Below are 21945 nucleotides of genomic sequence, written 5' to 3' on the forward strand. Positions count from 1 at the left end.
TTAGGTGATTTTTAAGAAAAAATTTTCTTTGGCAGGTCGTGTAGTTTGCTTCATATCAAGAGTTAAAACCATTTCAATGGTTTTAACTAAAAGCCGAAACGAAGAGGGTTTGCAGATATAATAATTCGCCCCCTGCTGGTAGGTATTGTCAAGGATATTGTCATTTACTGAAGTCGTAAATATGACAACAGGAATTTTCTTAAGCTTTGGAGATTCTCTGATTTCCTTCAAACATTCAAGCCCGTTCTTGAATGGCATATTCAGGTCAAGAAAAATAACATCGGGAGGTGGATGCGCCGTTAAAATTTCAAGGTTGCTCATCAACTCTAACCCATTTTTTGAAATGGTGAGTTGAGTGGGGGTGTTTATTATTTTAAGTGCTTTTTCAAAGAACATGCGGTCGTCAGCATCGTCTTCTGCAAGAAAGATATTTTTCAATTGCGTCGGGATTGGACTTGGTACTTAAATGTACGAAAGAAGCGGGATATGAAATTGGTTTTCTTTGAGATAACAGAAATGCATCTAAATGCATAATTCGATATAAAGTGGAAACCCATGCCGGATTTACATCCTCACTTTACTTGATTGGTCCCAAGCTATCCCCCAAAAATAGATTTGGAAATGCTAATGAATAGCTGGGGCAGGACAACGTTTAGAAATGATTCTTTTGGATCATGTTAGCATTGGGTCGGGTTGCAGGTTGAGCAAACCACGCTCCGTCCAAGGAGAGTTCTTGACAAGCGAGATTCTGCGTAAAAATGTTGGAGATTTGATCTAAATTAAACCACTAACAAAAAAGTAAACTTTTAGCCTTGAATCTTATGAAAACTATTATCTGATTACTTTTAATGGGGCTTTTGCTGACTTCCTGGAGTGAGGAATTTTTAATTTTTAATCTTGAATATTTTAGTTTGTATCATCTCGTAAAACAGTTTTTATAGGAATTATTCAGCTAAATATCTTTTTAAAATTCATAATTGATTCTTATTTATTATGAAAGTGCATTTGGTTTACAGTAAGAAATTACAATCCAGAAGCGATTGATTTTAAGCCTCTTTCTTGGATTAGTGTTTCTCTTACTTTAAGTGATCTAAATCCCTTGATTGGATCTATAGCTCCGCCAGATCTGCGCATTGCTTCTGCAAGTAGAGGACGCAAATCAGTTCTAAAAGCATCCTGTAATATTTCCTGAGCACCAGCTACATCATGTATTTCCTGAGCGGCTTCCAAGGATTTACTATCTACCAATAATGCCTGAGCGTAGGAGAGTTTGATAGCCTGTACAGATTGAATCAGATCTTCCATCGGGTCTTTTAGATTATGACTCGCATCGATCATCCAGGAAAGTGGGGGATTATTCGTTTCGCTAAATCCCTTTACCAGTTCCTGAAAAATCAAGAATAACTGATACGGTTTCACACTTCCAACAGTCAGGTCATCATCTCCGTACTTGGAGTCATTGAAGTGGAAACCACCCAATTTCCCCTCTGTCATCAGGGTAGCCACGATCTGCTCGATATTTGTATTTGGCAGATGGTGGCCAAGATCCACAAGTGTAAATGCCTTTTTACCAAGCTTATTTGCCAAAAGGAATGATGTTCCCCAATCCTGAATCACTGTACTGTAGAAGTTTGGCTCGTAAGGTTTGTACTCAATAAGGAGTTTCCAGTCTTCGGGAATGTCCTTATAAATCTCTTGAAGAGATAAGTGTGTGTTTTCCAGCGCTTTTCTCAAGCTATGTTGACCTGGAAAGCTACTTCCATCTGCTAGCCAAACGGTCAGTGCTTTAGAACCTAATTTCTCTCCAATTTCAATTACCTGCTTGTTATGTTCTACAGCCAACTCACGAACGGCTGCATCTGAATTAGCTAAAGAACCGAATTTGTAGCTATGTGACTGATTAGCTTGGTCCTGAAAAGTATTAGAATTCACTGCGTCAAAGCCGATTCCAACTTCTGAGGCAGAGTCTTTGATGGCTTGATAATCACTTGGGATATCCCATGGAATATGAAGTGAAACGGCGTTGCTGGATTGATTGAGGGCATGAAGAATTCCTACATCTTGGATTTTTTGGATCAAGGTCGCAGGTTCACCACCTCCGGAAAATCTCCCGAATCGTGTTCCGCCTGTTCCCAATGCCCAACTTGGTATCGCAATCTGCAAGGCTTGAAGCTTGGAAATCAGTTCTTCTACGTTATTTCCTTTTTTCTCTAAGCTTTCGGCAAGGAATTCGAAGCTTCGGGAATGCTCAGCGCTTTGAGAGTTATTTTGATTTTGTATTTGGTCGAGAGTAAGTTTCATTGTTGTTGTTGTTTAACCGCAGAGGACACAAAGGTCACCCAAAGGGCGCGGTTTTATTGTTCAAAGTTGTTGTTGTCCCGCTTCTCCAGAAGCGGGGCTTATAGTTTTTTAACCACAGAGGACACGGAGTTCACGCGGAGGGCACTGAGTAATATTAGGATTCTCTGTTCTCCTGCTTCTCCAGAAGCTGGACTAATAATTAGTTCTCAGCTTCTTCATTTTCGTCAGATGCATTCATCCAAAAAGATGCGGAGACAAACCAAACTATCGTCCCTATAAACATCAATGTTTTGGAAAGTTCGGGAGTGATGATTCCCTTAAAAACCAGAAAGGAAGGAACAAGTGTAACTGCTAAAGCTATAAATGATATTATTTTAAGTAATGATTTCATAATCAATAATTTAATTCAGTGTAAGTGGCTGTCTTTATTAGGCTTTTCTTTTGAATAACTTTCGAAGCAATAAGGTAAACGATCACTGCTACAAACCAGCCAGGGAGTCCCAAAAAGAATATTTCGATACCTCCATATATATTTAAGCCAAGACAGAAGATCAGAGAAATCACCCAAGTGATTCCAACTGCAGGATTGAAATGGGAATGTGTCAATTCAGCATAATTGCTGGCTAGCCCCATTTTACGAAGTACAAAAACATCCAAGAATATCACGGCGCCAAGTGGCATCAAAATCAATCCATAGAGTGCAACAAACTCTAACAACTGCATCACTAAAGCAGGGAAACAAGCTGCGATGGTTGTTACCAAACCTACAAATAGAGTCACTTTCCATGTCTTCCATTTTGGGTTGATAGATTGAATGGCAAGTCCAGCGCGATAAAGCGTAGGGTTTGCAGTGGTCCAACCAGCGATTACTACGCAGACAGCTCCCGCTATTCCTGCGGCTTCATAGGCGATAGGCCCTGGAGCAAAAACCAAACTTCCTTTTGATTCGATCAAGAATAAGGAATACAAAATGCCAGAAGCCATCCAAGCGATAAAATGCCCTAAAAACATGCCTGTAGCTGATGAAAAGCCATAAGTCCATTTTTTTGCATAGCGTAAAAGCGACATGTCTGCCATCCCTATATGCATGCCCATATTACAGAACCAGGCAAAGAACATAATATGCCAGAAAGTGAACTTGCTTTGGCCTTCCAGCGGAACTCCATTCCAAATAGTAGTTTCAGCAACTGGCCAAAAATCAGAGAATGAGTTGATTCCCAATCTAGGCAAAACGCCCACTGCAGCTGCGATAAAGATCATAATCATCCATGGCGCAGCGATATTGGCGAATTTCGAGATTACGTTGAAGCCAAACATGGCCACTACAGTGGTGATAGCACCTATCCCGAAAACAGTAACAACCCAACCCACACTATTCGGATAAACGTCAGTAAGAGAAGGCATTGGAAGGTTAAAAGGTATTCCAACTGCTGTAGCTGAAACAGCGATCATGGAACCTGCCAAGAAGCAGAATAGCGCAGCGTTTACTAAATTATATACTAGCGTAAATCGGTTACCCGCAATTTTCTCCAGCTGGTAATAAAGCGTTGTCCTTGTCTTAACGGCTACTTTTCCCGTGAGAAATGCCCAGCTGAGAACGGCAAGAATATTCCCGACAATTAAGCCGCTAACCAAATCTCCTGCAGAAGCTCCGTGAGCTACGAAAAGTGGCCCAAGTACAAACTCAGTTCCTGCGGTATGCTCTCCGGCGTAGGTTCCTATAAAGCTTTTCCAGCCTTTGAGTTTGTTTTTGGGGATGGGAGTTCGCTCGTATTCGTTGACAGCTTCGAGCCGCTGCTTCAGGTTTTGGGTGGATGACATAGGTTTTCTTATGGGCTTGAAGTTCAAATTATACTAGTGACAGTTGTCATGTATCCTGTGCTATATGGGTCATAATTATTAAGATAATACTGCGAAATGATGTCAGTTACTACAATTTCTTTGCTTTACTGGACAGAAGACCGAAGACGGGAGACCGAAGAGGCCTTCGTAGAGTTGAGCGAATTTTTTGCTGCTTTACCCTTTTTTTTATTAGAAATCAGATAAAATAAAGAGTAATTTATTTGTGATTCGTAAACTTACTCATACGCCGATATCTGTACTTTTCCATACAATCCAGATGGCATGGTTTTCCAGTTACTCGCGTCAAATGGTTTATAATCGATATTGACAAAATTGATTTCATGGTAATTTCTCCATTCAATCTTATTTCTATCCAAATACCGAATGCTATTCGCCATCAGATTGGCAACTTCTATTTTGATCGTGTTTTTACCATTTACTAAATGCTCGGAGATATCCAGTTGATAGGGGATGCTCCAGCTATTGCCTGCATATTCTCCGTTGATCCAGATTTTTGCACTTTCATACACCTTGTCTATAGTCAATAAATAATGCTTTCCTTCTGACTTTTTGAAATCAAATTCAGAGGAATAACTTGCCTGACCAGAGAAATCATCTGCTTCAGAATCACCATTATTTGTCCAAGGTTTGATCTGCTCCATGGATCGTGCAGTAGGAAGTTTTGGTTGGCCGTTAGTAAAAGTGAGTTTCCAGTTCTTAGAAATATCTGTGTTTGTTGCTGATTTGCTGTAGTCTGGCCAAGCAGGGATTTCTAAAGCCACCTTGTCATCAAAAGTCTTCAGGAAAATCGATTCTCCTGATTTTAGGAAAAGATTAACGCTTGTTCCATCTGCAGTGCTTTCTGAAGACATAGTGCCTCTCTTGCCCGTTAGGGGATCCATTGCCATCACTGTACCAGCTTTTGTGTTTAGGGAAATGGTTTGAGAAATAGTATTAGCGCTATGGTTTACTAGAAAATAGTAAGTCCCGTCAGCTACTTTTCTACGGATAAAATCAAGTCCTGAATCTACTAGCTTTTCTCTATAGATTTCTAATTCTTTCAAGGTCTTGCTTAGATCATCGGAAAGGTAGATCTCGCCTTTACCAAACATGAATTTTCCTTCTTCAAATGCAATTGAAGCCCATAATTGATTGAAAGTACTTTCTTTTGACTTTTGGTCAGCATGATAGCCTGGAATTGATTTTGGCTTGGATTGGAAGATGACCTTCGCACCATTTTCAGCCAGTTTGAGAATGTTCTGTAGAGTTTCTATCGGTATAAACTCTGTCTCAGGAATGATCAGAACCTTAGCAGAATTTTGTGCTGAAGTTTGAATCAATCCTTTGCTAACCTGAGATTTTGAAATCATTTCGTCTGATATGAAATCCAGAGAATACCCGGATTCCATCAGTTGCTTAGACTGCTTATAAAATTCAGTAGGATGCAGCCATTCGTCGACAGCATGTACTGTGATCATTTCCATTTTGCCTTTTGGCTCCGCCCAAACGTCGTAAACAGGCCAATAAACCAGCAATTCATTATCTGCTTGGCCTGCTTGTAAAATTGCCTGTGATCTAGCGATGAAGTCATTGAATCCCTTGAAATGTGGCCAAAGACTGTTTTGCTGGGTAAGATTCAGCGAAGCGTAAAACAACCAACCTGGATAGGAGACATCTTCAGGACTATAGGTGACCCCATGATAGAAAATGTGATTCACACCAGCCAAAAATGCCTGCTCTACCTCAGGTTTCATCTGTGAGAAGGAAGATTTGAAATGCTCTCCCAACCAAGTGAAGGTTTCAGAGGAAACAAGGTTTTTCCCAGTCAAATGAGCTGCGGAAGATGCAAACTTCAACATGATGGGATCAGGATCTACATTTCTGATATCAGCACTATCTCTGCGTAGTCCGGGAATTGGGAAGTAGCTGGATCCGAAAGTCTCACATTCAGGAATATCAACTGAGGCGTAAAGATCAAGAAGGTTTCCCGGCGAACCGTGAGCTTGATTCTTAGTGAGTTTGGATTGACTATGAGCCCAATCAGTCCAGTTCTTAGTAAAATTGTTCAGCAGAAGATCATTGATTGTTTCCCGATAGTCGGACTTTACTCTACGCACTATCTCCGTATTTTCCTCACTCTCTAGATATGGAAGAAACTCTTTCAAATCATATCCTCTACGTTTCTGGAATTCTTCAAATAGGCTAGTTGTAAAATCTGCTCCATAGACTTCGAAGCTGTCATTATAAAATGACCGGAAACCATAGTCCTTTCCAGCAAATGCTTTCTCAAAATATGAATTATAGGAATCAACTGCAGATTCGCTGAAGTGATCTAAGGTAAAGCCAACTCCACCTGGGGCTGCCCGCTTTACCATTTGACCCGTTTTGTCTAAGAAAATAGCTTTGATCTGATAGTTCCCAGCTTTATTCCAATTGAGTTTACCCTCCTTATCTAGATACTCGGTGATTTCTGTGGCCTTATTATTCAAATCATACGCCATCACTGCTACCAATTGTGCATCAGGCTGAGATTCTTTTTTCTTCTGGAAAATAATGGGAGTGGCTAATGCCTTTCCATCTACTTTCTCATAATCCTGAATCACCATTCGGGTTGCAGCATTCTCTAAGCTAACCTGTGGTCCTCCATAAGGCCAACCGGTTCCTTGGGTCATATCGACTCCCATTCCAAGTGAATGTGCCTTAGTGACTGTAAAGTCTAACATGCTAAGCCAGTCTTCAGAAAGAAAATCTAGGTAACGATCTTCATATCCTTTTGCTCCATAAATAGGCGCGATTTCAACTCCACCAAGTCCAGCGTCGTTGTACGTTTCCAGCAGTTTGGATAGATTCTTTTCATCCACAGCATTCCCCATCCACCACCAGCGAGTCCAAGGTTTGGCAGTTTGGGTGATCTCTGGCCAATTACTGGAAGGAGGATTCTTTCTCTCCTGAGATTGAAATGCTAATATTAAAAATATAGGTATTAGGAAAAGGAGGTATTTGGATTTCGAAAGCATTTTGGGTTGGGTTATTGAAGGTCGAACACATTGGGAAGTTCTACTGAAATAGGAGAGTTGTCTGCATTGGTTTCCATTATATCCGCCATGTGTTTCCACCAGCGTTGTACGATTTCCGTACTTCCCAAATCCTGAGAATTTGCATTTCCTTCTATTATTTGAAAAGCAAAAAGGCAGGAAGTTTCTTTGTCCAAAAATATCTGATAATCAACGATTCCCGTATCCTTGAGTAAAGTAACTAGTTCAGGCCATATCTCACGATGTCTTCTCTGGTATTCTTCTTCAAAACCTGGAATCAGTTTCATCCGAAAGGCTAGTTTTTGAGGCATTTTGGGTTGAATTTTTATATTGAAAAAAGGAAACTGTGCTGCACTTTTATCTTCAAGCTATTCATTTTTTAAGAATTCTTTTAGACCTATTTCATTTAGACCATTAATGGCCTTAGCGACGATTTTGGCATTGAGTTCGGCTCCTTCCTCGATAGTATGTGTGTGATCCTTGTCATTGAAGAAATGGGCTTTTACATAAGTTTCCCCCAACTCATCATACTGATCAGCCACCAACTGGTTCAAATCTATAAAGGCGGTTTCGGTGTCTTCAGAGACTTGTTTTGCCCAAAGACCATAATCATTTTCAGCAGTAACGACTTTTCCATCTTTCCAGCTATTTCTAGGAATCAAAGAGCAGACTATAGGAGTGACGCCTTTTGCTTTTGCTGCTAAAATCATCTGGCGTAAATACTGTCCGTAGGAATAAACCGTTTCCTGACTTTTTGTGATGGGGTTGTAAATGTTTTCTGCTTCCAAACCTGCACTTTTGATCGTGCCTCGAGCTCTTGCCTCATCGTCAAGCGGACTTGAGTCGTTGTGCCCGAATTGCATAATCAAGTAATCTCCTGGTTCTAATTTGTCCAGAACTTTCTGCCACATCCCGTAAGTTTGGAATGTACGGCTACTGGTACCACCTAGTGCATGGTTCTGAACTTTGATTTTGTCGAGATCAAAATATGGAGCGATGAAATCTCCCCAACCCCAAAGTCCTCCAGCACCGTCACCTTGTCCATTTTTCACGGTAGAATCTCCGATTAGGAAAAGTGTCGGTTTATCCTTTTTCAGATAGTCCTTGAGATCGTAGTCTCTTAATTCCTTCAAACCTTCTGTTACAGACCAAGCATTAATTCTAGCTCCAGCTTCATTGGTATGGGTATGATCTCTTTCAAAAAACCCTTTTACAACTTCCTGACCCCAGATATCATATTGATCTGCAACGATTGAATTCAGGTCAACGAATGGAACTCCGTGTCTTCTTGCTGCGTCTTTAGCCCATTTCCCAAAATCCTGATTTGCTCGTTCGACCTCCCCATCATTAAATTTGTTGCGGGGAATCATGGACGCTACGATAGGAATAGCACCTTTAGCTTTGGTATCCTTTATGAATTTTTCCAGATACCAACCATAGGTGTGTACAGTTTCTATTGTGCCATCTGGCCATGTGAGTTCTTTTGTTTCATCACCCATTCCGCGTAAAACACCTCTATAACCAGCTTTTGTGGTGTCAGGAACTGAGCCTTCATTATGGCCAAATTGCATGATTACGTAATCGCCGGGCTTAAGTGTTTCTAGGACTTTTTCCCATCGGCCTTCTTTGATAAAGGTTCGGGTACTTCTTCCAGCCATGGCCTGGTTGCTTACTTCAAGTTTGGTACTATCAAAAAAATCCTGGAGAACATTGCCCCAACCACGCTGTAAATTTCCTTCTCCACCATTTCTTACCGTAGAATCTCCGATGAGATAGAGTGTTTTCTTTTCTTCCCTGTATTCATGAAAGGCCGTGAATAGGAGGGCTAAAACAAGAATTAATACAGAATTAATGGGTTTGCTGAAGTTCATCGATACTAGTCTGAGCTAAAAGAATTATAAATTTTATGTTGCTCAATTTAGCAAAAGAATAGTAGGAGAATAACCTGTAGTGACATAAGAAAAAAATCCCGCAGATTGACGCGGAAAAATAACGCAGATATTCGCAGATTTTATAGTCGCCAAATTCTACAACACTTCATCAGCGTAAGCCTGCGAAATGATCTCCGAAAATCTGCGGGAAACTGGTCATTTATTAATCTAAAAAGGAAATATCAGTAAAGCATGTTGCCCAACGGTATTGAAATCTCGCCAGACACGATTCAATTCAGTATGCGTCTTAGCAGCTTCCAATCCGGAGAATGGATAAAGCTTTCCGTTTATCTCTCTACACTGTTGAGTAAGTTTTCGGCTGATTTTGCTAACTTTCTTCAATCGTGAATCAGAGATTTTGCCCTTTTCCTCCAGTTCTTCCCAAGAAGAATTTACTTGACCGTAAAACTCATCTCTGAGTTTGTGAAGCTTTTTATCTTGCTTAATAAGTAGATCCTGGAAGTAGCTGAGGTGTTTTTTGTCATACTTCCTGTATTCGTGCCTTTTATAAAAAGACTGCTCAATTAATTCTTTCAGGTGTTTAGAAATACCTAGAATATTCGCAGCTAAGGTTGCCTCGGCTAATTGGAGAAAGGGGTATTGGTAAACTGGAGCTTTCAATTGAGCTTTGTTAGGAAGGATTTCAAAGCAGCGATTTACCGGAACGCTTAAGTTTTCACAACGAAAGGCATGACTCCCTGTAGCTATCATGCCCATGTAATTCCAGCCATCAAGAATCTCCACGTCTTTTCTATCCAATAAAAAGGCTTTTACGACCGGCTTTCCTTTTTTATCCAAAAGCGCTTTTCCATTTTCATAAATCTCACAGTTGGCCGTAAGATGTGTAGCATGCAAAGCTCCTGATGCATAAGTCCAGCTTCCGGAGATCTGATACTTTTCTCCGATTTTATCAGCTTTTCCACCTACAAATCCACTTCCAGCAAGGCAGAGATGTTCATCTGGAAAAATGTCTTTTCGAACTGACTCATCCATAAAACCCACAAACCAAGCTGCACCCGCGCAAAGCGTCACTGTCCAGCCTAAGCTTCCGTCGAATTTGGCTAGCTTTTCCTCGATTTTCAGAGCTTCTGGCAAAGTACATCCCAATCCACCTAGATCGGTTGGCACGAAAAGTTTAAACCATTTTTCAGCATAGATCTCAGTCAACCATTTATCTGGCAGGTAACCAAGTTCCTCAGCCTTTGCTGCTAGTTCGTGATTAAACAGATTTGAGTTGTTCATTGGGTTGGTCTAGTTCTCTCTTCCAATCGAAGTATCCGAAAATAGCTACAACAAAAAGGAAAATGGTAAGTAATGAAATTAAAATCAGCTCTTTATGAAAGAGTAAAGGGATCGCAATAAGATTCGAAACATTGAGCCAAATCCAGTTTTCAAGCTTTCTCTTTGCTAAGAGCCACATGCCTGCCCAGGCAGTAGATGAAACGAAGGCATCTACGATCGGAACATCTGAATCAGTGAAGTTGGTAAGCATAAAATACAGGAATGCCCATCCACCGAGAGCAATGGCCCAGGTGATCTTTTTTTCTCTTGCGGAACTTCTGGAGATTTGGGAAGCACCAGACGCCGATCTGTTTCTCCACATTGCCCAACCGTAAATACTCATGACTAGATAATAGGCATGAAGCAGTGTTTCGGCATAGAGCTTGGCGTCCACTAGCAGGAAGCCAGAACACAAAATACCGATAATACCTGCAGGATAGAGCAGAACGTTGTTTTTGCGAGCGAGCAGGACTTCGGTGACTCCAAAACTCACAGCAACCCACTCCAATAAACTGGTGGCTTTGATCTGCTCAGCGAGCAGACTTAGGTCAATAGCTAATAACATTTGAATAACGTTTTATGATTATTCAAAAAAGGGAGAACAGTAATCTAATCCCTACGCCGGCATTACCCGGATCAGGTGCTCGGTGATCGCTCACCGATGGGTATGATCTCAGCCCGTAACTTTTAGGGCACCCCTCATTTGATGGCGCTAATATAGAGATTAATATTTCTTTTATCGAAGCAGTAAAAAGGCATCTGCTCAGAGGAGATAGAGATAGTATGGTTGTAAGACACGGGGCAGATTGAACTTATGAATGTTCAACATTAAAAAAAATGGCTGATCGTATGACCAGCCATTCTGTATTCTTAAAATTGATATCTAATCCTCAATTAGTGTTTCATTGAATAGTTTGAGAATTCTCTTGTACTCATCCGTCCAAGAACTAGGTTCTACAAATCCGTGATCTTCTACCGGATAGATTGCCATTTCCCAGTTGTCTTTTCCTAGTTCGATAAAACGCTGTGAAAGTCTTACTACATCCTGGAAGTGTACATTCACATCGACCATTCCATGGGCCATCAGCAAGTTTCCTTTTAGGCCTTCGGCGAAGTAAATAGGAGAAGAACGACGGTATGCGATCGGATCTTCCTCTGGAGTGTTCAATATGTTGGCAGTATATCCATGATTGTAATGTGCCCAATCAGTAACCGAGCGAAGAGCTGCGCCAGATTTAAAGGTGTCTGGCGCATTGAAAAGCGCCATCAAGGTGATAAAACCACCGTAGCTACCACCGTACAAACCAACTCTCTTGGGATCTACTCCATGAGATTCAACAAGATATTTTACCCCATCTACCTGATCAGAAAGGTCTTTTCCACCCATGTGGCGATAGATTCCTGTTCTCCAGTCACGACCGTATCCAGCGGATCCACGGTAATCAATATCTAAAACAGTGTATCCCAAATCTGTCAACAGGTTGTGGAACATGTATTCTCTAAAGTAGCTGCTCCACCATTTATGGACGTTTTGTAAGTAACCAGCTCCATGAACGAATACCACAGCTGCACCATTATTTTTAGCAGGATCAGGAGTATACAGTCTAGCAGGTACTTGAGCTCCATCTTCTGCAGTGAATCGTACTATCTGAGGATCTCTCCAATTATAGGCTTTGAATTCTTCGCTTTGACCAGAAGTCAGCTGCTCGGCTTTTGCCCCAACTTTATTGTCTTGAAGATATAGTTCAGCAGGTTTGTTACTATAGGAGTATATGATTGCCAGCTTTTTCTCATCTGGAGAAATAGAAACCTCATTGTTACCTGTCATGGAAGTCAGCTTATCCATTTTCCCACCCATTACAGGCATCTTATAGAAATGGCGCTCACCTGGATCTACTTCAGAAGTTGTCAGGTACCATGATTTTTTGTCCTTGGAAAGAAATGGATCAAATACTTCATACTCACCTGAAGTAAGTGCTTTCTTTTTACCAGTGGTCACATCTAGTAAGTAGAGATGCGAATAACCTGATTCTTCAGACTGGAAATAGATGTGTTTATTATCTGGTAACCACCCCAGTGTTCCACCATAGAAAGATCTGCCAACTCCTGGGCCGGATATCCATGCTTCATCTCTTTGACGATCGAGGGTTGTCAATTTACCTGTCTGCAAATCTACAGAAGCAATCCAACGGTCTTTGTTATCTGCGGAGCCGATATTGACGATTGCATTTTTTCCATCAGGAGAGAAGTAAAGATTGGAGAACATCACATCTCTTTCTTTTTCTTCCCAGGTTTTATCCGGATAATCAGTGACGTAATCAGGCAAATCCTTGATGCCTGGAAGCTCTGCCGCACTTAAGAAATAGACAGTGTCTCGTTGTAAATCATAAATTCCAATTTCAACCTTAGTAGGAGAGTTGCCTACTTTCGAACGTGCATTTAGATCGACTGTATATCCGGAAGCATCCACATAATCTGGTACTTTCGTGTTTTTGTTGGAGCCTGAGTTATAGATTGAAAAGGAGGCAAACTTGCCGTCTGGGGACAATTGGAGGTTACCTGGAGATTTCCCCTCTGTGTAATAGACGAATTCTTCTTTTTCAGATTGGTTGAAAGCCTCTCTGTAATCACTACGCATCTTAGCGTTTTCCTTGCGCTCACGTACTACGTTGAGCAGATTAAGATTCTCAGATTCTAACCACTCTACTTTATCATCGTCTTTGGATTTATCTTTAGGTTTTGACTCAGTGGAGATATTGGTTGCTTTTCTTACAGACTTACTAGCTCTGTTCCAGATATAAATATTACCCTTAGAAGTGAAGGCAATTTCTTGCTCATTTGCCAAGAACTCCGGATTGTTGAAATTCTCCGGCCATTCCAAAAGCACTTCTGAAGTCCGGGAAGACATATTCTCCAGCATAAGTTTTTTATCCTCCTGATAGACTCGCAGTGACCTGTCAGTATTAAATTCCTGTCCGTCACGTTCGTTGGATTTCATTTCTGTCCAACCCACTTTAGAGATTGCTCCTTTGCTAGACAAGGCTAATTTGTATAAGGAATCTGCAGGATCTTTAGCTTGATTATATCTGAAGTAAATGGTTTGGGAATCATCGCTCCAGGAGGCATTGGAAGGGAAAGTTCCCATCCAGACCGGATCTCGCATGATGTATTCTACACTTAAATTTGACTGCGCCTGAGCTTGCAAAAAGACAATGCATAGCAAAGGCAGAAACAGTAGTTTTCGCTGCATATTCGTATGGGTTTGTTTATTCTGTAATCAATTAATTGCTTCAAGGAACTGATGTAGCTCAGTTTCAATTTCGATAAGTTGAGCTTGAAGGTTTTCGTTTAGTTCCTGATAATCGTCTAGGCTTTTCTCAATTTCTTCCAAAATTTTACGGGTTTTTTGAGCTCCTATATAGATCATAGTAGGCTTCGCTTTGTGGCAGCGTTTTTTGATGGTACTAAAATCATTTTTTTTATAAAAATCATCTAGTTCCTTCAAATCCTGTATGTTCGTTTCTAAAATTATCTGAACCATCTCTCTAATCATTTCAGGCTCATCTTCGCCAAAATAATGATAAATCGATTGTTCACTTATAAGTTGATACATAACTGGGTGAAAAAGGGTCTAGGCTGTAAAAAAATGATTTAATCCTTCTTCATAAAATTAGACACATTTTTGAAAAAGTATAATTTAAAACTAATGTCTTTCAAAAATTCATGAACATTTATCTTAAATAACCCATGATTGGCTAATTTTGCTCTCCATCTAGTCAAAAATCAATTTAAAATGCCAAGGAATAAAAAGATATTTTTGATTCTGTTCGTGATATTCATGTTGATCATGTGCTATATCGGATATGACATTTCGCAGAGAACTACTTTCCCAGGTTCCAAAGGAAATCTGGAGCAGCGAATAGGTGATGAATTAGAGAATGGAGGAAAGTAGACTTTACATACTCTTTTTCGCTGAAGGGATTACACGTACTCGGTAGCCTTACTGAGATAAAACTAACTCAATGGATAACTTAATGACTCGCCAACTTGACCTTATTTTACGTGAGGGAGAAGTGGATTTTGAGCGAGATTTTGAATTAGAATTAGAACCAAAATACTTGGATAAAAAAGGTCGGAATTGGCTAACTGAAATCTACGGGGATTTGGGTGGTGTGGGTGAGTTTCCATTGTTGGAAAAACTAAAATTTGACTTCAAAATCGGCCGAAATTTATTTGTGTACAACGAGGAATTACACTTCAATAGATACAGACTAATTACCTTTAGATCAGATCTTTATTCAGAGTTAAATTTTCCGTTCACTGAAACTCAAAAGCGTCTATCCAGAAGCTATGAGAAGGAATGTCTGAAGGTGGGAATGCAGCACAGAATCTGGAATGGAGCACCTATTGCCAAGCATTGCTTTGGCGAAGCAAATGAGCCTGGAGACTTCTCAGGAAATGGTGCAAGTGGGTGGAAACTTACTGCTTACAACGATGCTCAATTTGATCTGCAGACTAGGATTCATGGGTATAAACTTTTCCGAATCACACCATTCGAAACGCTCATGACTGGAGGTTCCTTGAAGCGATTGGATCAATTGCTTATTAATCCAAAAGAGGAACAGCGGGCTATGCTTTTAAATTGGTTTAATCGAAAATACCAAGGGTAAAACTATTGCAGTTGACGACATAAAAGTTAATGCGCGCTGTAAAACCTGAAAGCTTTATGCCCTTTGTTCCTTCTGTGGTTCAAAAAATTCTACCACAAAAGGAATAAAGAGAACAAAATAGGTAGGCTTCTTACATGTAGATCATGTGCCATTTTTAAGACTATGAAAACTATGTGGCTATGTGGTTTAAAAATTACCGCATAGTCACATAGAAAACATAGAAAAATGATCTGTGAAAACTTTATGCCCTTTGTGACTTTTGTGGTTCAAAAAATTCTACCACAAAAGTCACAAAGAAAACAAAGCTACGGGATCTGCTCTAGGTGATGCTTTGCCATTTTCTAAGCTATGAAAACTATGTGGCTATGTGATTTAAAAATTACCACATAGTCACATAGAAAACATAGAAAAATGATCTGTGAAAACTTTATGCCCTTTGTGACTTTTGTGGTTCAAAAAATTCTACCACAAAAGTCACAAAGAAAACAAAGCTACGGGATCTGCTCTAGGTGATGCTTTGCCATTTTCTAAGCTATGAAAACTATGTGGCTATGTGATTTAAAAATTACCGCTTAGCCACATAGAAAACATAGCCAATAATCTTACGACATAGGTCAATGGTGTAGCTTCAAAAGCTTTATGCCCTTTGTTCCTTTTGTGGTGAAAAACCTTTAACCTAGCTTAAGAAAACAACCCAAATATTTCCCGCTCGACTTTTTCCACCACGAAAGAGAAATCATCCGGATTCTCTACAAAATCCAAGTTATTTACATCTATAATCAATAGTTTCCCCTCGGTATAGCCAGCGATCCATTCCTCGTAGTGCGTATTGAGGTTTTTCAGATAGTCTATGCGCATCGTAGTCTCATAACTTCTTCCTCGTTTTTCTATTTGACCCACGAGCTTAGGAATGTCTGCTTTCAGATAGATCAGCAGATCTGGCGCTTTCACATGTGCAATCATACTAGAAAATAGGCTTTGGTAATTTTCGTAATCTCGCTCAGTCAGAAGCTGACTTTTGTAGAGATTAGCAGCGAAAATATACGCATCTTCATAGATCGTTCTATCCTGAATGGTTGGCGTTTTGCTCTCCTGAATTTTCTTTATTTGATTGAAACGAGAGTTGAGAAAATATACCTGTAGATGAAAAGCCCACCTCTTCATATCTTCATAAAAGTCAGGGAGATAAGGGTTATTGTCTACAGCTTCAAATTCAGCTTTCCAACCATAGTGTTTGGCGAGTTTTTCGGTAAGCGTAGTCTTGCCACTACCTATATTTCCGGATACAGCGATGTGCATTATTTCTTATTTTGTGAAGCGAGGTGAAACGACAGAATCTTTGCTTCCAGCAGCGTATTTATAAAATCCTTCGCCTGATTTCACTCCTTTGAAGCCTGCTTCTACCATATTAACTAACAATGGGCAAGGAGCATATTTTGGATTGCCAAAGCCATCGTGAAGTACTCTTAATATAGAAAGGCAAACGTCTAATCCGATGAAATCTGCTAATTGAAGAGGGCCCATAGGATGTGCCATTCCAAGTTTCATTACCGTATCAATTTCGTGAACTCCAGCCACCCCTTCGAAAAGTGAATATATCGCTTCGTTGATCATCGGCATCAAAATTCTATTTGCCACAAATCCAGGGTAATCATTCACTTCCACTGGATCTTTAGAGAGCTTGCTGGATAAAGCCATGATTTTAGCCGTTACCTCATCCGAAGTCGCATAGCCACGAATCACTTCCACGAGTTTCATTACGGGAACTGGATTCATGAAGTGCATACCAATGACCTGTTCAGGTCTCTTCGTTGCTGCTGCTATTTTTGTAATAGAAATGGAGGAGGTATTACTTGCTAGAATAGCCGATTCAGGGCTGAATTGATCTATTTTTCTAAATATTTCAAGCTTGAGATCCATATTCTCAGTAGCCGCTTCTACCACCAAATCAGCAGATTTAACTCCTGCTTCCAAGTCAGTGAATGTTTGTATTCTCCCCAGCGCTGCATTTTTCTCGTCCTCCGAAATCAATCCTTTACCTACTTGTCTATCTAGATTTTTGGTGATTGTAGCCAATGCTTTGTCCAAAAATTCCTGCTTAATATCGATCAGGCTGACGTTATAGCTATGTTGCGCAAAAACATGCGCAATGCCATTTCCCATAGTTCCAGAACCAATGACGGAGATGTTTTTCATAATGCGGTAATAAAATTTAAAGTTACAATTTGGGTCTTCTTCAGTGGATATATCCAGTTGAAAGGCTCAAAGCTACTCCTGACTAATAGTATATCCAATTTTTTAACTTTCAATTCCTGACTTTGTTTGTCACAGAAGTTCAGTTTCAAACTGCGATTATTGCCTACCTTTAGGCCATGAAATCGAGCATTACTTAACCGTCACACAGTGGGATGATTATTTACCATGCGAGATTCCTCCCGATAGCTATCGGGATGACCTTCGAAAGAAAAATACATACACATGAAAGAACTTGGTTTAATCTCAAAATTACCCATCAATAGATTTACAGACTTCGGAGCTTATTTAGCTTTGAGTTCTGGAGAAGAACTTTTACTTCCTAAAGGATACCTTCTTGGCGAGGAAAAAGAGGGAGATGAGATCGAAGTGTTTGTGTACACTGATAGTGAAGATCGTCCTGTCGCTGTGACTCAAAAACCACTGGCATTGTTAGATGAATTTGCTGTTTTGGAGGCCAAAGAAGTTACTTCCTTTGGTGCATTTGTAGATTGGGGACTTCCAAAGGATCTTTTTGTTCCAAAATCTGAAATGGGTAAAAACATGGAGGTAGGTCAGAAATACCTGATCAAGATTTGTGTGGATTTCAAGACAAATAGACTCATCGGAGTCAATAAGTACAGAGATTTCTTGCGTTTGGCTCCCTTTGATTGGGAAGAGGGGAAAGAACTCGAAGGGATGATCTTTGAAGAAACTGACCTTGGCTTCAAGGTTTTGATCGATAGTGAATTCGAAGGCTTACTCTTCAAAAATGAGGTTTTTCAGCCCTTGGAGATTGGTGAGATCCGAAAAGTATATGTGAAAAAGAACCGTGAAGATGGTAAACTTGATTTGCAATTATTATCTCCTGGCCGGGTGAAGTATGACGAAGGATCAGAAAAAATACTTGCTATTTTGGAATCAAAAGGTTTTTTGCCTTTGCATGATAAATCAACTCCTGAGGAGATTCAGGAGCAATTGAGTATGAGCAAGAAGCATTTCAAACAATGTATTGGTCAACTGTACAAAGCCAGAATGATCCAAATCGAAGCTGACGGGATCAGACTAAACGCATCGAATTAAGCTTCAAGATATCAGTGGGAGTGAGGCAGAGAATTGCATTTCTTCGAAGACAAGCTATGGGAGCCTTGATCAGATTAGGAGATTTGATCAGGATATTCAGCCAGCTTTCATCATCCCAGTTTTTTCCTGCAATGAATCGCTGGTAATCTGGATGAGCTCTGTTGAGTAGATCCTTAGCTCTGAGGTTTAATTTTACTAAAAGAGTATTCCATTGGGTAGCCGTTAGCTTTTCCTTACTCAGGTCAATTGTATTGACAAAGGGAGAAATTGACTTAGCATAAGCTAGTGTCTGCTTATCTACCAACTGCGTAGGAGAATGATAGAAATACAATTCTGAAGGGTGAGTTTTCATAGCTATTAGGGTTTATGTTTCTCATAAGATACTGAATATCTATGTTTTATAAAAGAGTTAATTTTCTCTATTAGCAGATAAACATCATTTAACTTTCATAAATATTGGAAATTGACCTTGAAAATTTCGGTAAAGAGAGTAGATCAGAATATTCTTCTCATCAAAAATTAAGAGCTAGACTTAGAAAAGTAAAGCCTAAAGTTTTGGACGAAAGGTTTGAAGAATTACATGAGGAGGCCTTCAGCGGAATAGATTGTTTGGACTGTGCTAATTGCTGTAAGACCACAAGTCCTATTTTTCTGAATACAGATATTGATCGCTTGGCGAAAGTATTTCGAATGAAAAGCAGTGCTTTTATAGATGAGTATCTGCATCGGGATGAGGAAGGAGATTTTGTATTGAATTCTTCTCCTTGTACTTTTCTTGGTGCCGATAATAAATGTTTGGTCTATGAAGATCGACCCAAGGCATGCCGGGAGTATCCACACACTAATCGAAAAAAAATGCATGGTATTTTGGAGCTTTCACTTAAAAATACGCTCGTTTGTCCTGCAGTTTTCAAAATTTTCCAGCAGATTGGGAAGGATTATAGGAAGTAATGCAATTCTTTTGCTTTTTTGAAACCGTAAACCTATTAATAATATTATGCAAAATCAGGAAGCACATTTCCTAGGAGTGGATGTGGGGGGAACTCACTTGAAAATTGGCCTTGTAGATAGAGAAGGCAATATTTTAGACTTTGTGAAAGAAGATACCACTTCTTATCGTGATCATCCTGAGGGATTTGGAACTGCTTTTATTGCAGGTTTGGAGAAGTATCTTACCAAATATCCCCAAGTAAAAAATGTTGGAATCGGCCTTCCTGGCATGATTTCAAAAGATAGAACCACTGCTCTAGAGATCCCTGCAATACCAACATTGAACGGGTTTAACCTGAAAGGGAGCTTAGAGGAAAAATATCCTAATTATGAGTTTGCCCTTGAGAATGATGCTGCAGCAGCTGCAATAGGTGAGTTTTATTTTGGCAAGGATGATCCTTCTCAAAATTTCCTGTTTATCACTATGGGAACTGGGATTGGTAGTGCTTTGGTTTTGGACGGACAGGTGTTCAAAGGATCCAGAGGCAACGCTATGGAAATGGGGCATATGCTTTCTAAAGGAGCTGCAAGACTGGAGACTCTTATAGGAAGACAAGGCATTTTGAATATAATGTCTCGCCTCATAGATGCTTATCCTGAGAAGGCCGGCGTATTAGTTGGTGCAGAATTAGGTACGCATCTGTTGGTGGACACAGCTAAAGCTGGAAATCCAGTTTCCTTGATGGTTTTTGAAGAAGTAGCAAGAATTTTGGGAGAGGCGATTGTATCGGCTATCCGAATTCTAGATGTGACTGACGTGTATTTTGGCGGTGGAATCTCAGCAGGACTGGAATTTATGATGCCTACACTTGACCGCACGATCAAGCAATATTTGACACAGTATTATGGCAAGGACTTGGTTTTGAAAAAAGCTACTCTTGAAAATAACGCAGGTACGCTGGGAGCAGCGGCATTGTGTTTTATGGGTTCTGGGTTGTAATCGTTACCTCAGAAACTTTACTTATAGCATTCAGTCGAAAAAGAACTCTTAGGGGTTCTTTTTCTATTTCTACTCCTTCACAAGCATTACTAGGTTCCAGGAAGTAGAAGAAAAAGGTTTGGCTTTTATCCACCAATTCTACACGGTCAGGACGACCAAAAGTCTTGATCAAAGCCTGATTATCTATTCCTAAAAAACTGTGCTTAAGGCGCTCAAGTTCTTCCAAATCTTGCATTCTCAATCCTTTGCAGCCATAATGATCAGCTTTCCAGTTTTCAATGTTCATATTTCCAGTGTCTCTTTTGGAGCTGCAGGAAAATGCGAAGGAAAGAACTAAGGCAGAAAGAAGTAGAAAGCTTTTATTCATGATCAAAGGGAAATGGAAGGGATTTGTGATTTAAGCTGCTGATTTTTCCACAGCCAAAAGAAAGAGCCTAAGCAATACATGCCTAAAACTCCCGCTAGAATCGGCAAAGGTAGGAGAGATTGAATTAAGAAAAAGACAACAGCCACAAAAGCCAGAATTCTTGCTATTTCTTGGGGTAGATACCAGTTTCTTTTTTCAAATACTCCCGAAAAACTAACCGTAGTCCATATGATTATTGCACTTACAAGTACTTTAGGAAGCCAGGTAAATGTCTCTACTTGGAAGAGAAAGAATCCGGTTAGCAAGAGTAGAAAGATGTATTGAGTGAATACATACCAATTCAGTGAAGTAGGGACTACGGAGTCGAATTTCTGATAATCAGCCTCTACTTCGTGTGGGGCTCGATAGCCACCGAGTGAATCAGGTAACCATCCAGGTTTGTAGAAAAGGTATTTCATGCGATCTGACCAATTAGGGATCATCTTCAGTTCCTCTTTCATAGTAGAATAGTGCGCGAGATTGACCCAGATAGGATTCCAGCTTTTCACAGGAGTGGTTATCCCGTAGGTTGGTTTTTCTTCTTCAACTTGAAATGTGCCAAACCACTTATCGAAAATGATAAACGTCCCAGCATGATTTTTATCGATGTACTTGGGATTGCGGCCATGATGCACACGATGATGAGAAGGTGTATTCATGAATTTTTCCAAAATGCCCATTCTATCTATCGCCTCAGTATGAATCCAGAATTGATATAGCAAATTGATTCCTGATGCTAAAACTAGCAAGACAGGATCAAAGCCAAGAAGAGCAAGCGGGAAATAGAAGAAAAAAGTCCAGAATGTTTGAGTGCTACTCTGACGAAGTGCCACGGACAGGTTGTACTCTTCGCTGGAGTGATGCACGACATGGCCTCCCCAGAATAGATTGATCTCATGGCTCATCCGATGTGCCCAATAGTAGCAAAAGTCATACAGGAAGAACAAGAGGAAAAATGTCCAGACGTTATTTGGGATATGAAAGAATGCGAAATGCTGATAGATCAACGTATAAATACCGATGGAAAGAACTTTGATGAAAACTCCGGTGACTTGAGAGATCACTCCGCAATTGATATTTGTAATAGCATCATTTAGTCTATAACCAGGATGTTTTTGAAATCTGAGCGCAATCATTTCTATTGCCATCAGGATGAAATACATCGGGATCGCGATCACTACTGGGCTGAGGTTCATTATTTTGGGTGTTTTTGCGAAGCTACTTGTCAAAGATA

21 protein-coding genes and 1 riboswitch are annotated in these 21945 nt (G+C 40.1%); of the genes, 5 read left to right on the forward strand and 16 right to left on the reverse strand.

All coding sequences use genetic code 11. The annotated features are described in order from the left end of the window. From ESV85_RS06745 to ESV85_RS06795, 11 genes are all read right to left on the reverse strand, one after another. Positions 1-438 (reverse strand): response regulator, encoded by a 438-nt coding sequence (locus ESV85_RS06745; RefSeq protein ID WP_223275924.1) that lies wholly within the window; start codon positions 436-438, stop codon positions 1-3. A 585-nt stretch (positions 439-1023) separates the two neighbouring features. After that, positions 1024-2301: a TIM barrel protein gene (locus ESV85_RS06750; protein WP_146915970.1), complete on the reverse strand. Its 1278-nt coding sequence runs from the start codon at positions 2299-2301 to the stop codon at positions 1024-1026. A gap of 199 nt (positions 2302-2500) precedes the next feature. Continuing rightward, positions 2501-2692, reverse strand: coding sequence for a hypothetical protein (locus tag ESV85_RS06755; RefSeq protein WP_146915972.1), 192 nt, complete (start codon positions 2690-2692; stop codon positions 2501-2503). Between the two features lie 2 nt (positions 2693-2694). Continuing rightward, positions 2695-4122, reverse strand: coding sequence for a purine-cytosine permease family protein (locus ESV85_RS06760; RefSeq protein ID WP_146915973.1), 1428 nt, complete (start codon positions 4120-4122; stop codon positions 2695-2697). Between the two features lie 257 nt (positions 4123-4379). Beyond that, positions 4380-7160, reverse strand: a complete 2781-nt coding sequence (locus ESV85_RS06765) for a glycosyl hydrolase (protein ID WP_146915975.1) — start codon at positions 7158-7160, stop codon at positions 4380-4382. A gap of 11 nt (positions 7161-7171) precedes the next feature. After that, complete coding sequence (rhaM, locus tag ESV85_RS06770; RefSeq protein WP_146915977.1) at positions 7172-7489, reverse strand: L-rhamnose mutarotase; 318 nt, start codon at positions 7487-7489, stop codon at positions 7172-7174. Positions 7490-7546: 57 nt separating this feature from the next. Beyond that, complete coding sequence (locus ESV85_RS06775) at positions 7547-9049, reverse strand: rhamnogalacturonan acetylesterase (RefSeq protein WP_146915978.1); 1503 nt, start codon at positions 9047-9049, stop codon at positions 7547-7549. Between the two features lie 228 nt (positions 9050-9277). Next, a complete protein-coding gene (locus ESV85_RS06780) occupies positions 9278-10351 on the reverse strand; it encodes an acyl-CoA dehydrogenase (protein ID WP_146915980.1) in 1074 nt (357 codons plus the stop codon). Then, positions 10329-10955 carry a nicotinamide riboside transporter PnuC gene (gene pnuC, locus ESV85_RS06785; protein ID WP_146915981.1) on the reverse strand — a complete coding sequence of 209 codons (627 nt, stop codon included), beginning with the start codon at positions 10953-10955 and terminating at the stop codon, positions 10329-10331. The genes ESV85_RS06780 and pnuC overlap by 23 nt, the downstream gene beginning before the upstream one ends. Before the next feature lie 31 nt (positions 10956-10986). After that, positions 10987-11099: riboswitch (TPP riboswitch) on the reverse strand. 174 nt (positions 11100-11273) lie between these two features. Next, the gene (locus tag ESV85_RS06790) at positions 11274-13640 is read right to left on the reverse strand and encodes a S9 family peptidase (RefSeq protein ID WP_146915983.1); all 2367 of its coding nucleotides are present in this window, start codon (positions 13638-13640) and stop codon (positions 11274-11276) included. A gap of 27 nt (positions 13641-13667) precedes the next feature. Beyond that, on the reverse strand, positions 13668-14003 hold the full coding sequence (locus ESV85_RS06795) for an Hpt domain-containing protein (protein ID WP_146915985.1): 336 nt from the start codon (positions 14001-14003) through the stop codon (positions 13668-13670). 180 nt (positions 14004-14183) lie between these two features. On the opposite strand from ESV85_RS06795, the gene ESV85_RS22245 reads away from it, so the two are divergent. Further along, positions 14184-14342, forward strand: a complete 159-nt coding sequence (locus ESV85_RS22245) for a hypothetical protein (RefSeq protein ID WP_191321958.1) — start codon at positions 14184-14186, stop codon at positions 14340-14342. 70 nt (positions 14343-14412) lie between these two features. Next, positions 14413-15060 (forward strand): hypothetical protein, encoded by a 648-nt coding sequence (locus ESV85_RS06800; RefSeq protein WP_146915987.1) that lies wholly within the window; start codon positions 14413-14415, stop codon positions 15058-15060. A gap of 681 nt (positions 15061-15741) precedes the next feature. On the opposite strand, the gene ESV85_RS06805 is transcribed toward ESV85_RS06800, so the two are convergent. Together ESV85_RS06805 and ESV85_RS06810 are read right to left on the reverse strand one after the other, a co-directional pair. Next, on the reverse strand, positions 15742-16359 hold the full coding sequence (locus tag ESV85_RS06805) for a deoxynucleoside kinase (RefSeq protein ID WP_146915989.1): 618 nt from the start codon (positions 16357-16359) through the stop codon (positions 15742-15744). 6 nt (positions 16360-16365) lie between these two features. Then, positions 16366-17256, reverse strand: coding sequence for a 3-hydroxybutyryl-CoA dehydrogenase (locus ESV85_RS06810; RefSeq protein ID WP_146915991.1), 891 nt, complete (start codon positions 17254-17256; stop codon positions 16366-16368). 282 nt (positions 17257-17538) lie between these two features. On the opposite strand from ESV85_RS06810, the gene ESV85_RS06815 reads away from it, so the two are divergent. Then, complete coding sequence (locus ESV85_RS06815) at positions 17539-18375, forward strand: S1 RNA-binding domain-containing protein (protein ID WP_146915992.1); 837 nt, start codon at positions 17539-17541, stop codon at positions 18373-18375. Here the strand turns inward: ESV85_RS06815 and ESV85_RS06820 are convergent. Beyond that, the gene (locus ESV85_RS06820; protein ID WP_146915994.1) at positions 18353-18727 is read right to left on the reverse strand and encodes an arsenate reductase family protein; all 375 of its coding nucleotides are present in this window, start codon (positions 18725-18727) and stop codon (positions 18353-18355) included. The two genes, ESV85_RS06815 and ESV85_RS06820, sit on opposite strands and share 23 nt — an antisense overlap. Positions 18728-18837: 110 nt before the next feature. Between ESV85_RS06820 and ESV85_RS06825 the strand changes: the two genes are divergently transcribed. Both ESV85_RS06825 and ESV85_RS06830 read left to right on the forward strand, forming a co-directional pair. Beyond that, on the forward strand, positions 18838-19326 hold the full coding sequence (locus ESV85_RS06825; protein ID WP_146916151.1) for a YkgJ family cysteine cluster protein: 489 nt from the start codon (positions 18838-18840) through the stop codon (positions 19324-19326). A gap of 46 nt (positions 19327-19372) precedes the next feature. Further along, positions 19373-20305 (forward strand): ROK family protein, encoded by a 933-nt coding sequence (locus tag ESV85_RS06830; RefSeq protein ID WP_146915996.1) that lies wholly within the window; start codon positions 19373-19375, stop codon positions 20303-20305. Here ESV85_RS06830 and ESV85_RS06835 read toward each other — a convergent pair. Continuing rightward, entirely contained in the window at positions 20286-20672 is a 387-nt protein-coding gene (locus ESV85_RS06835; protein WP_146915998.1) for a hypothetical protein, read from the reverse strand. The genes ESV85_RS06830 and ESV85_RS06835 overlap by 20 nt on opposite strands. A gap of 2 nt (positions 20673-20674) precedes the next feature. Beyond that, positions 20675-21907, reverse strand: coding sequence for a sterol desaturase family protein (locus ESV85_RS06840; RefSeq protein ID WP_146915999.1), 1233 nt, complete (start codon positions 21905-21907; stop codon positions 20675-20677). Between the last annotated feature and the right edge of the window lie 38 nt (positions 21908-21945).

This window comes from Algoriphagus aquimarinus (assembly GCF_007997215.1).
GTDB classification, from domain to species: Bacteria; Bacteroidota; Bacteroidia; order Cytophagales; family Cyclobacteriaceae; genus Algoriphagus; species Algoriphagus aquimarinus_A.

Bases quoted from the DNA above. Each gene is read 5' to 3' on its own strand.
- ESV85_RS06800 (WP_146915987.1), top strand. From the start codon at position 14,413: ATGGATAACTTAATGACTCGCCAACTTGACCTTATTTTACGTGAGGGA.
- ESV85_RS06830 (WP_146915996.1), top strand. From the start codon at position 19,373: ATGCAAAATCAGGAAGCACATTTCCTAGGAGTGGATGTGGGGGGAACT.
- ESV85_RS06835 (WP_146915998.1), bottom strand. From the start codon at position 20,672: ATGAATAAAAGCTTTCTACTTCTTTCTGCCTTAGTTCTTTCCTTCGCA.
- ESV85_RS06805 (WP_146915989.1), bottom strand. From the start codon at position 16,359: ATGCACATCGCTGTATCCGGAAATATAGGTAGTGGCAAGACTACGCTT.
- ESV85_RS06765 (WP_146915975.1), bottom strand. From the start codon at position 7,160: ATGCTTTCGAAATCCAAATACCTCCTTTTCCTAATACCTATATTTTTA.
- ESV85_RS06795 (WP_146915985.1), bottom strand. From the start codon at position 14,003: ATGTATCAACTTATAAGTGAACAATCGATTTATCATTATTTTGGCGAA.
- ESV85_RS06815 (WP_146915992.1), top strand. From the start codon at position 17,539: ATGAAAGAACTTGGTTTAATCTCAAAATTACCCATCAATAGATTTACA.
- pnuC (WP_146915981.1), bottom strand. From the start codon at position 10,955: ATGTTATTAGCTATTGACCTAAGTCTGCTCGCTGAGCAGATCAAAGCC.
- ESV85_RS06750 (WP_146915970.1), bottom strand. From the start codon at position 2,301: ATGAAACTTACTCTCGACCAAATACAAAATCAAAATAACTCTCAAAGC.
- ESV85_RS06810 (WP_146915991.1), bottom strand. From the start codon at position 17,256: ATGAAAAACATCTCCGTCATTGGTTCTGGAACTATGGGAAATGGCATT.
- rhaM (WP_146915977.1), bottom strand. From the start codon at position 7,489: ATGCCTCAAAAACTAGCCTTTCGGATGAAACTGATTCCAGGTTTTGAA.
- ESV85_RS06775 (WP_146915978.1), bottom strand. From the start codon at position 9,049: ATGAACTTCAGCAAACCCATTAATTCTGTATTAATTCTTGTTTTAGCC.
- ESV85_RS06840 (WP_146915999.1), bottom strand. From the start codon at position 21,907: ATGAACCTCAGCCCAGTAGTGATCGCGATCCCGATGTATTTCATCCTG.
- ESV85_RS22245 (WP_191321958.1), top strand. From the start codon at position 14,184: ATGCCAAGGAATAAAAAGATATTTTTGATTCTGTTCGTGATATTCATG.
- ESV85_RS06790 (WP_146915983.1), bottom strand. From the start codon at position 13,640: ATGCAGCGAAAACTACTGTTTCTGCCTTTGCTATGCATTGTCTTTTTG.
- ESV85_RS06755 (WP_146915972.1), bottom strand. From the start codon at position 2,692: ATGAAATCATTACTTAAAATAATATCATTTATAGCTTTAGCAGTTACA.
- ESV85_RS06780 (WP_146915980.1), bottom strand. From the start codon at position 10,351: ATGAACAACTCAAATCTGTTTAATCACGAACTAGCAGCAAAGGCTGAG.
- ESV85_RS06760 (WP_146915973.1), bottom strand. From the start codon at position 4,122: ATGTCATCCACCCAAAACCTGAAGCAGCGGCTCGAAGCTGTCAACGAA.
- ESV85_RS06820 (WP_146915994.1), bottom strand. From the start codon at position 18,727: ATGAAAACTCACCCTTCAGAATTGTATTTCTATCATTCTCCTACGCAG.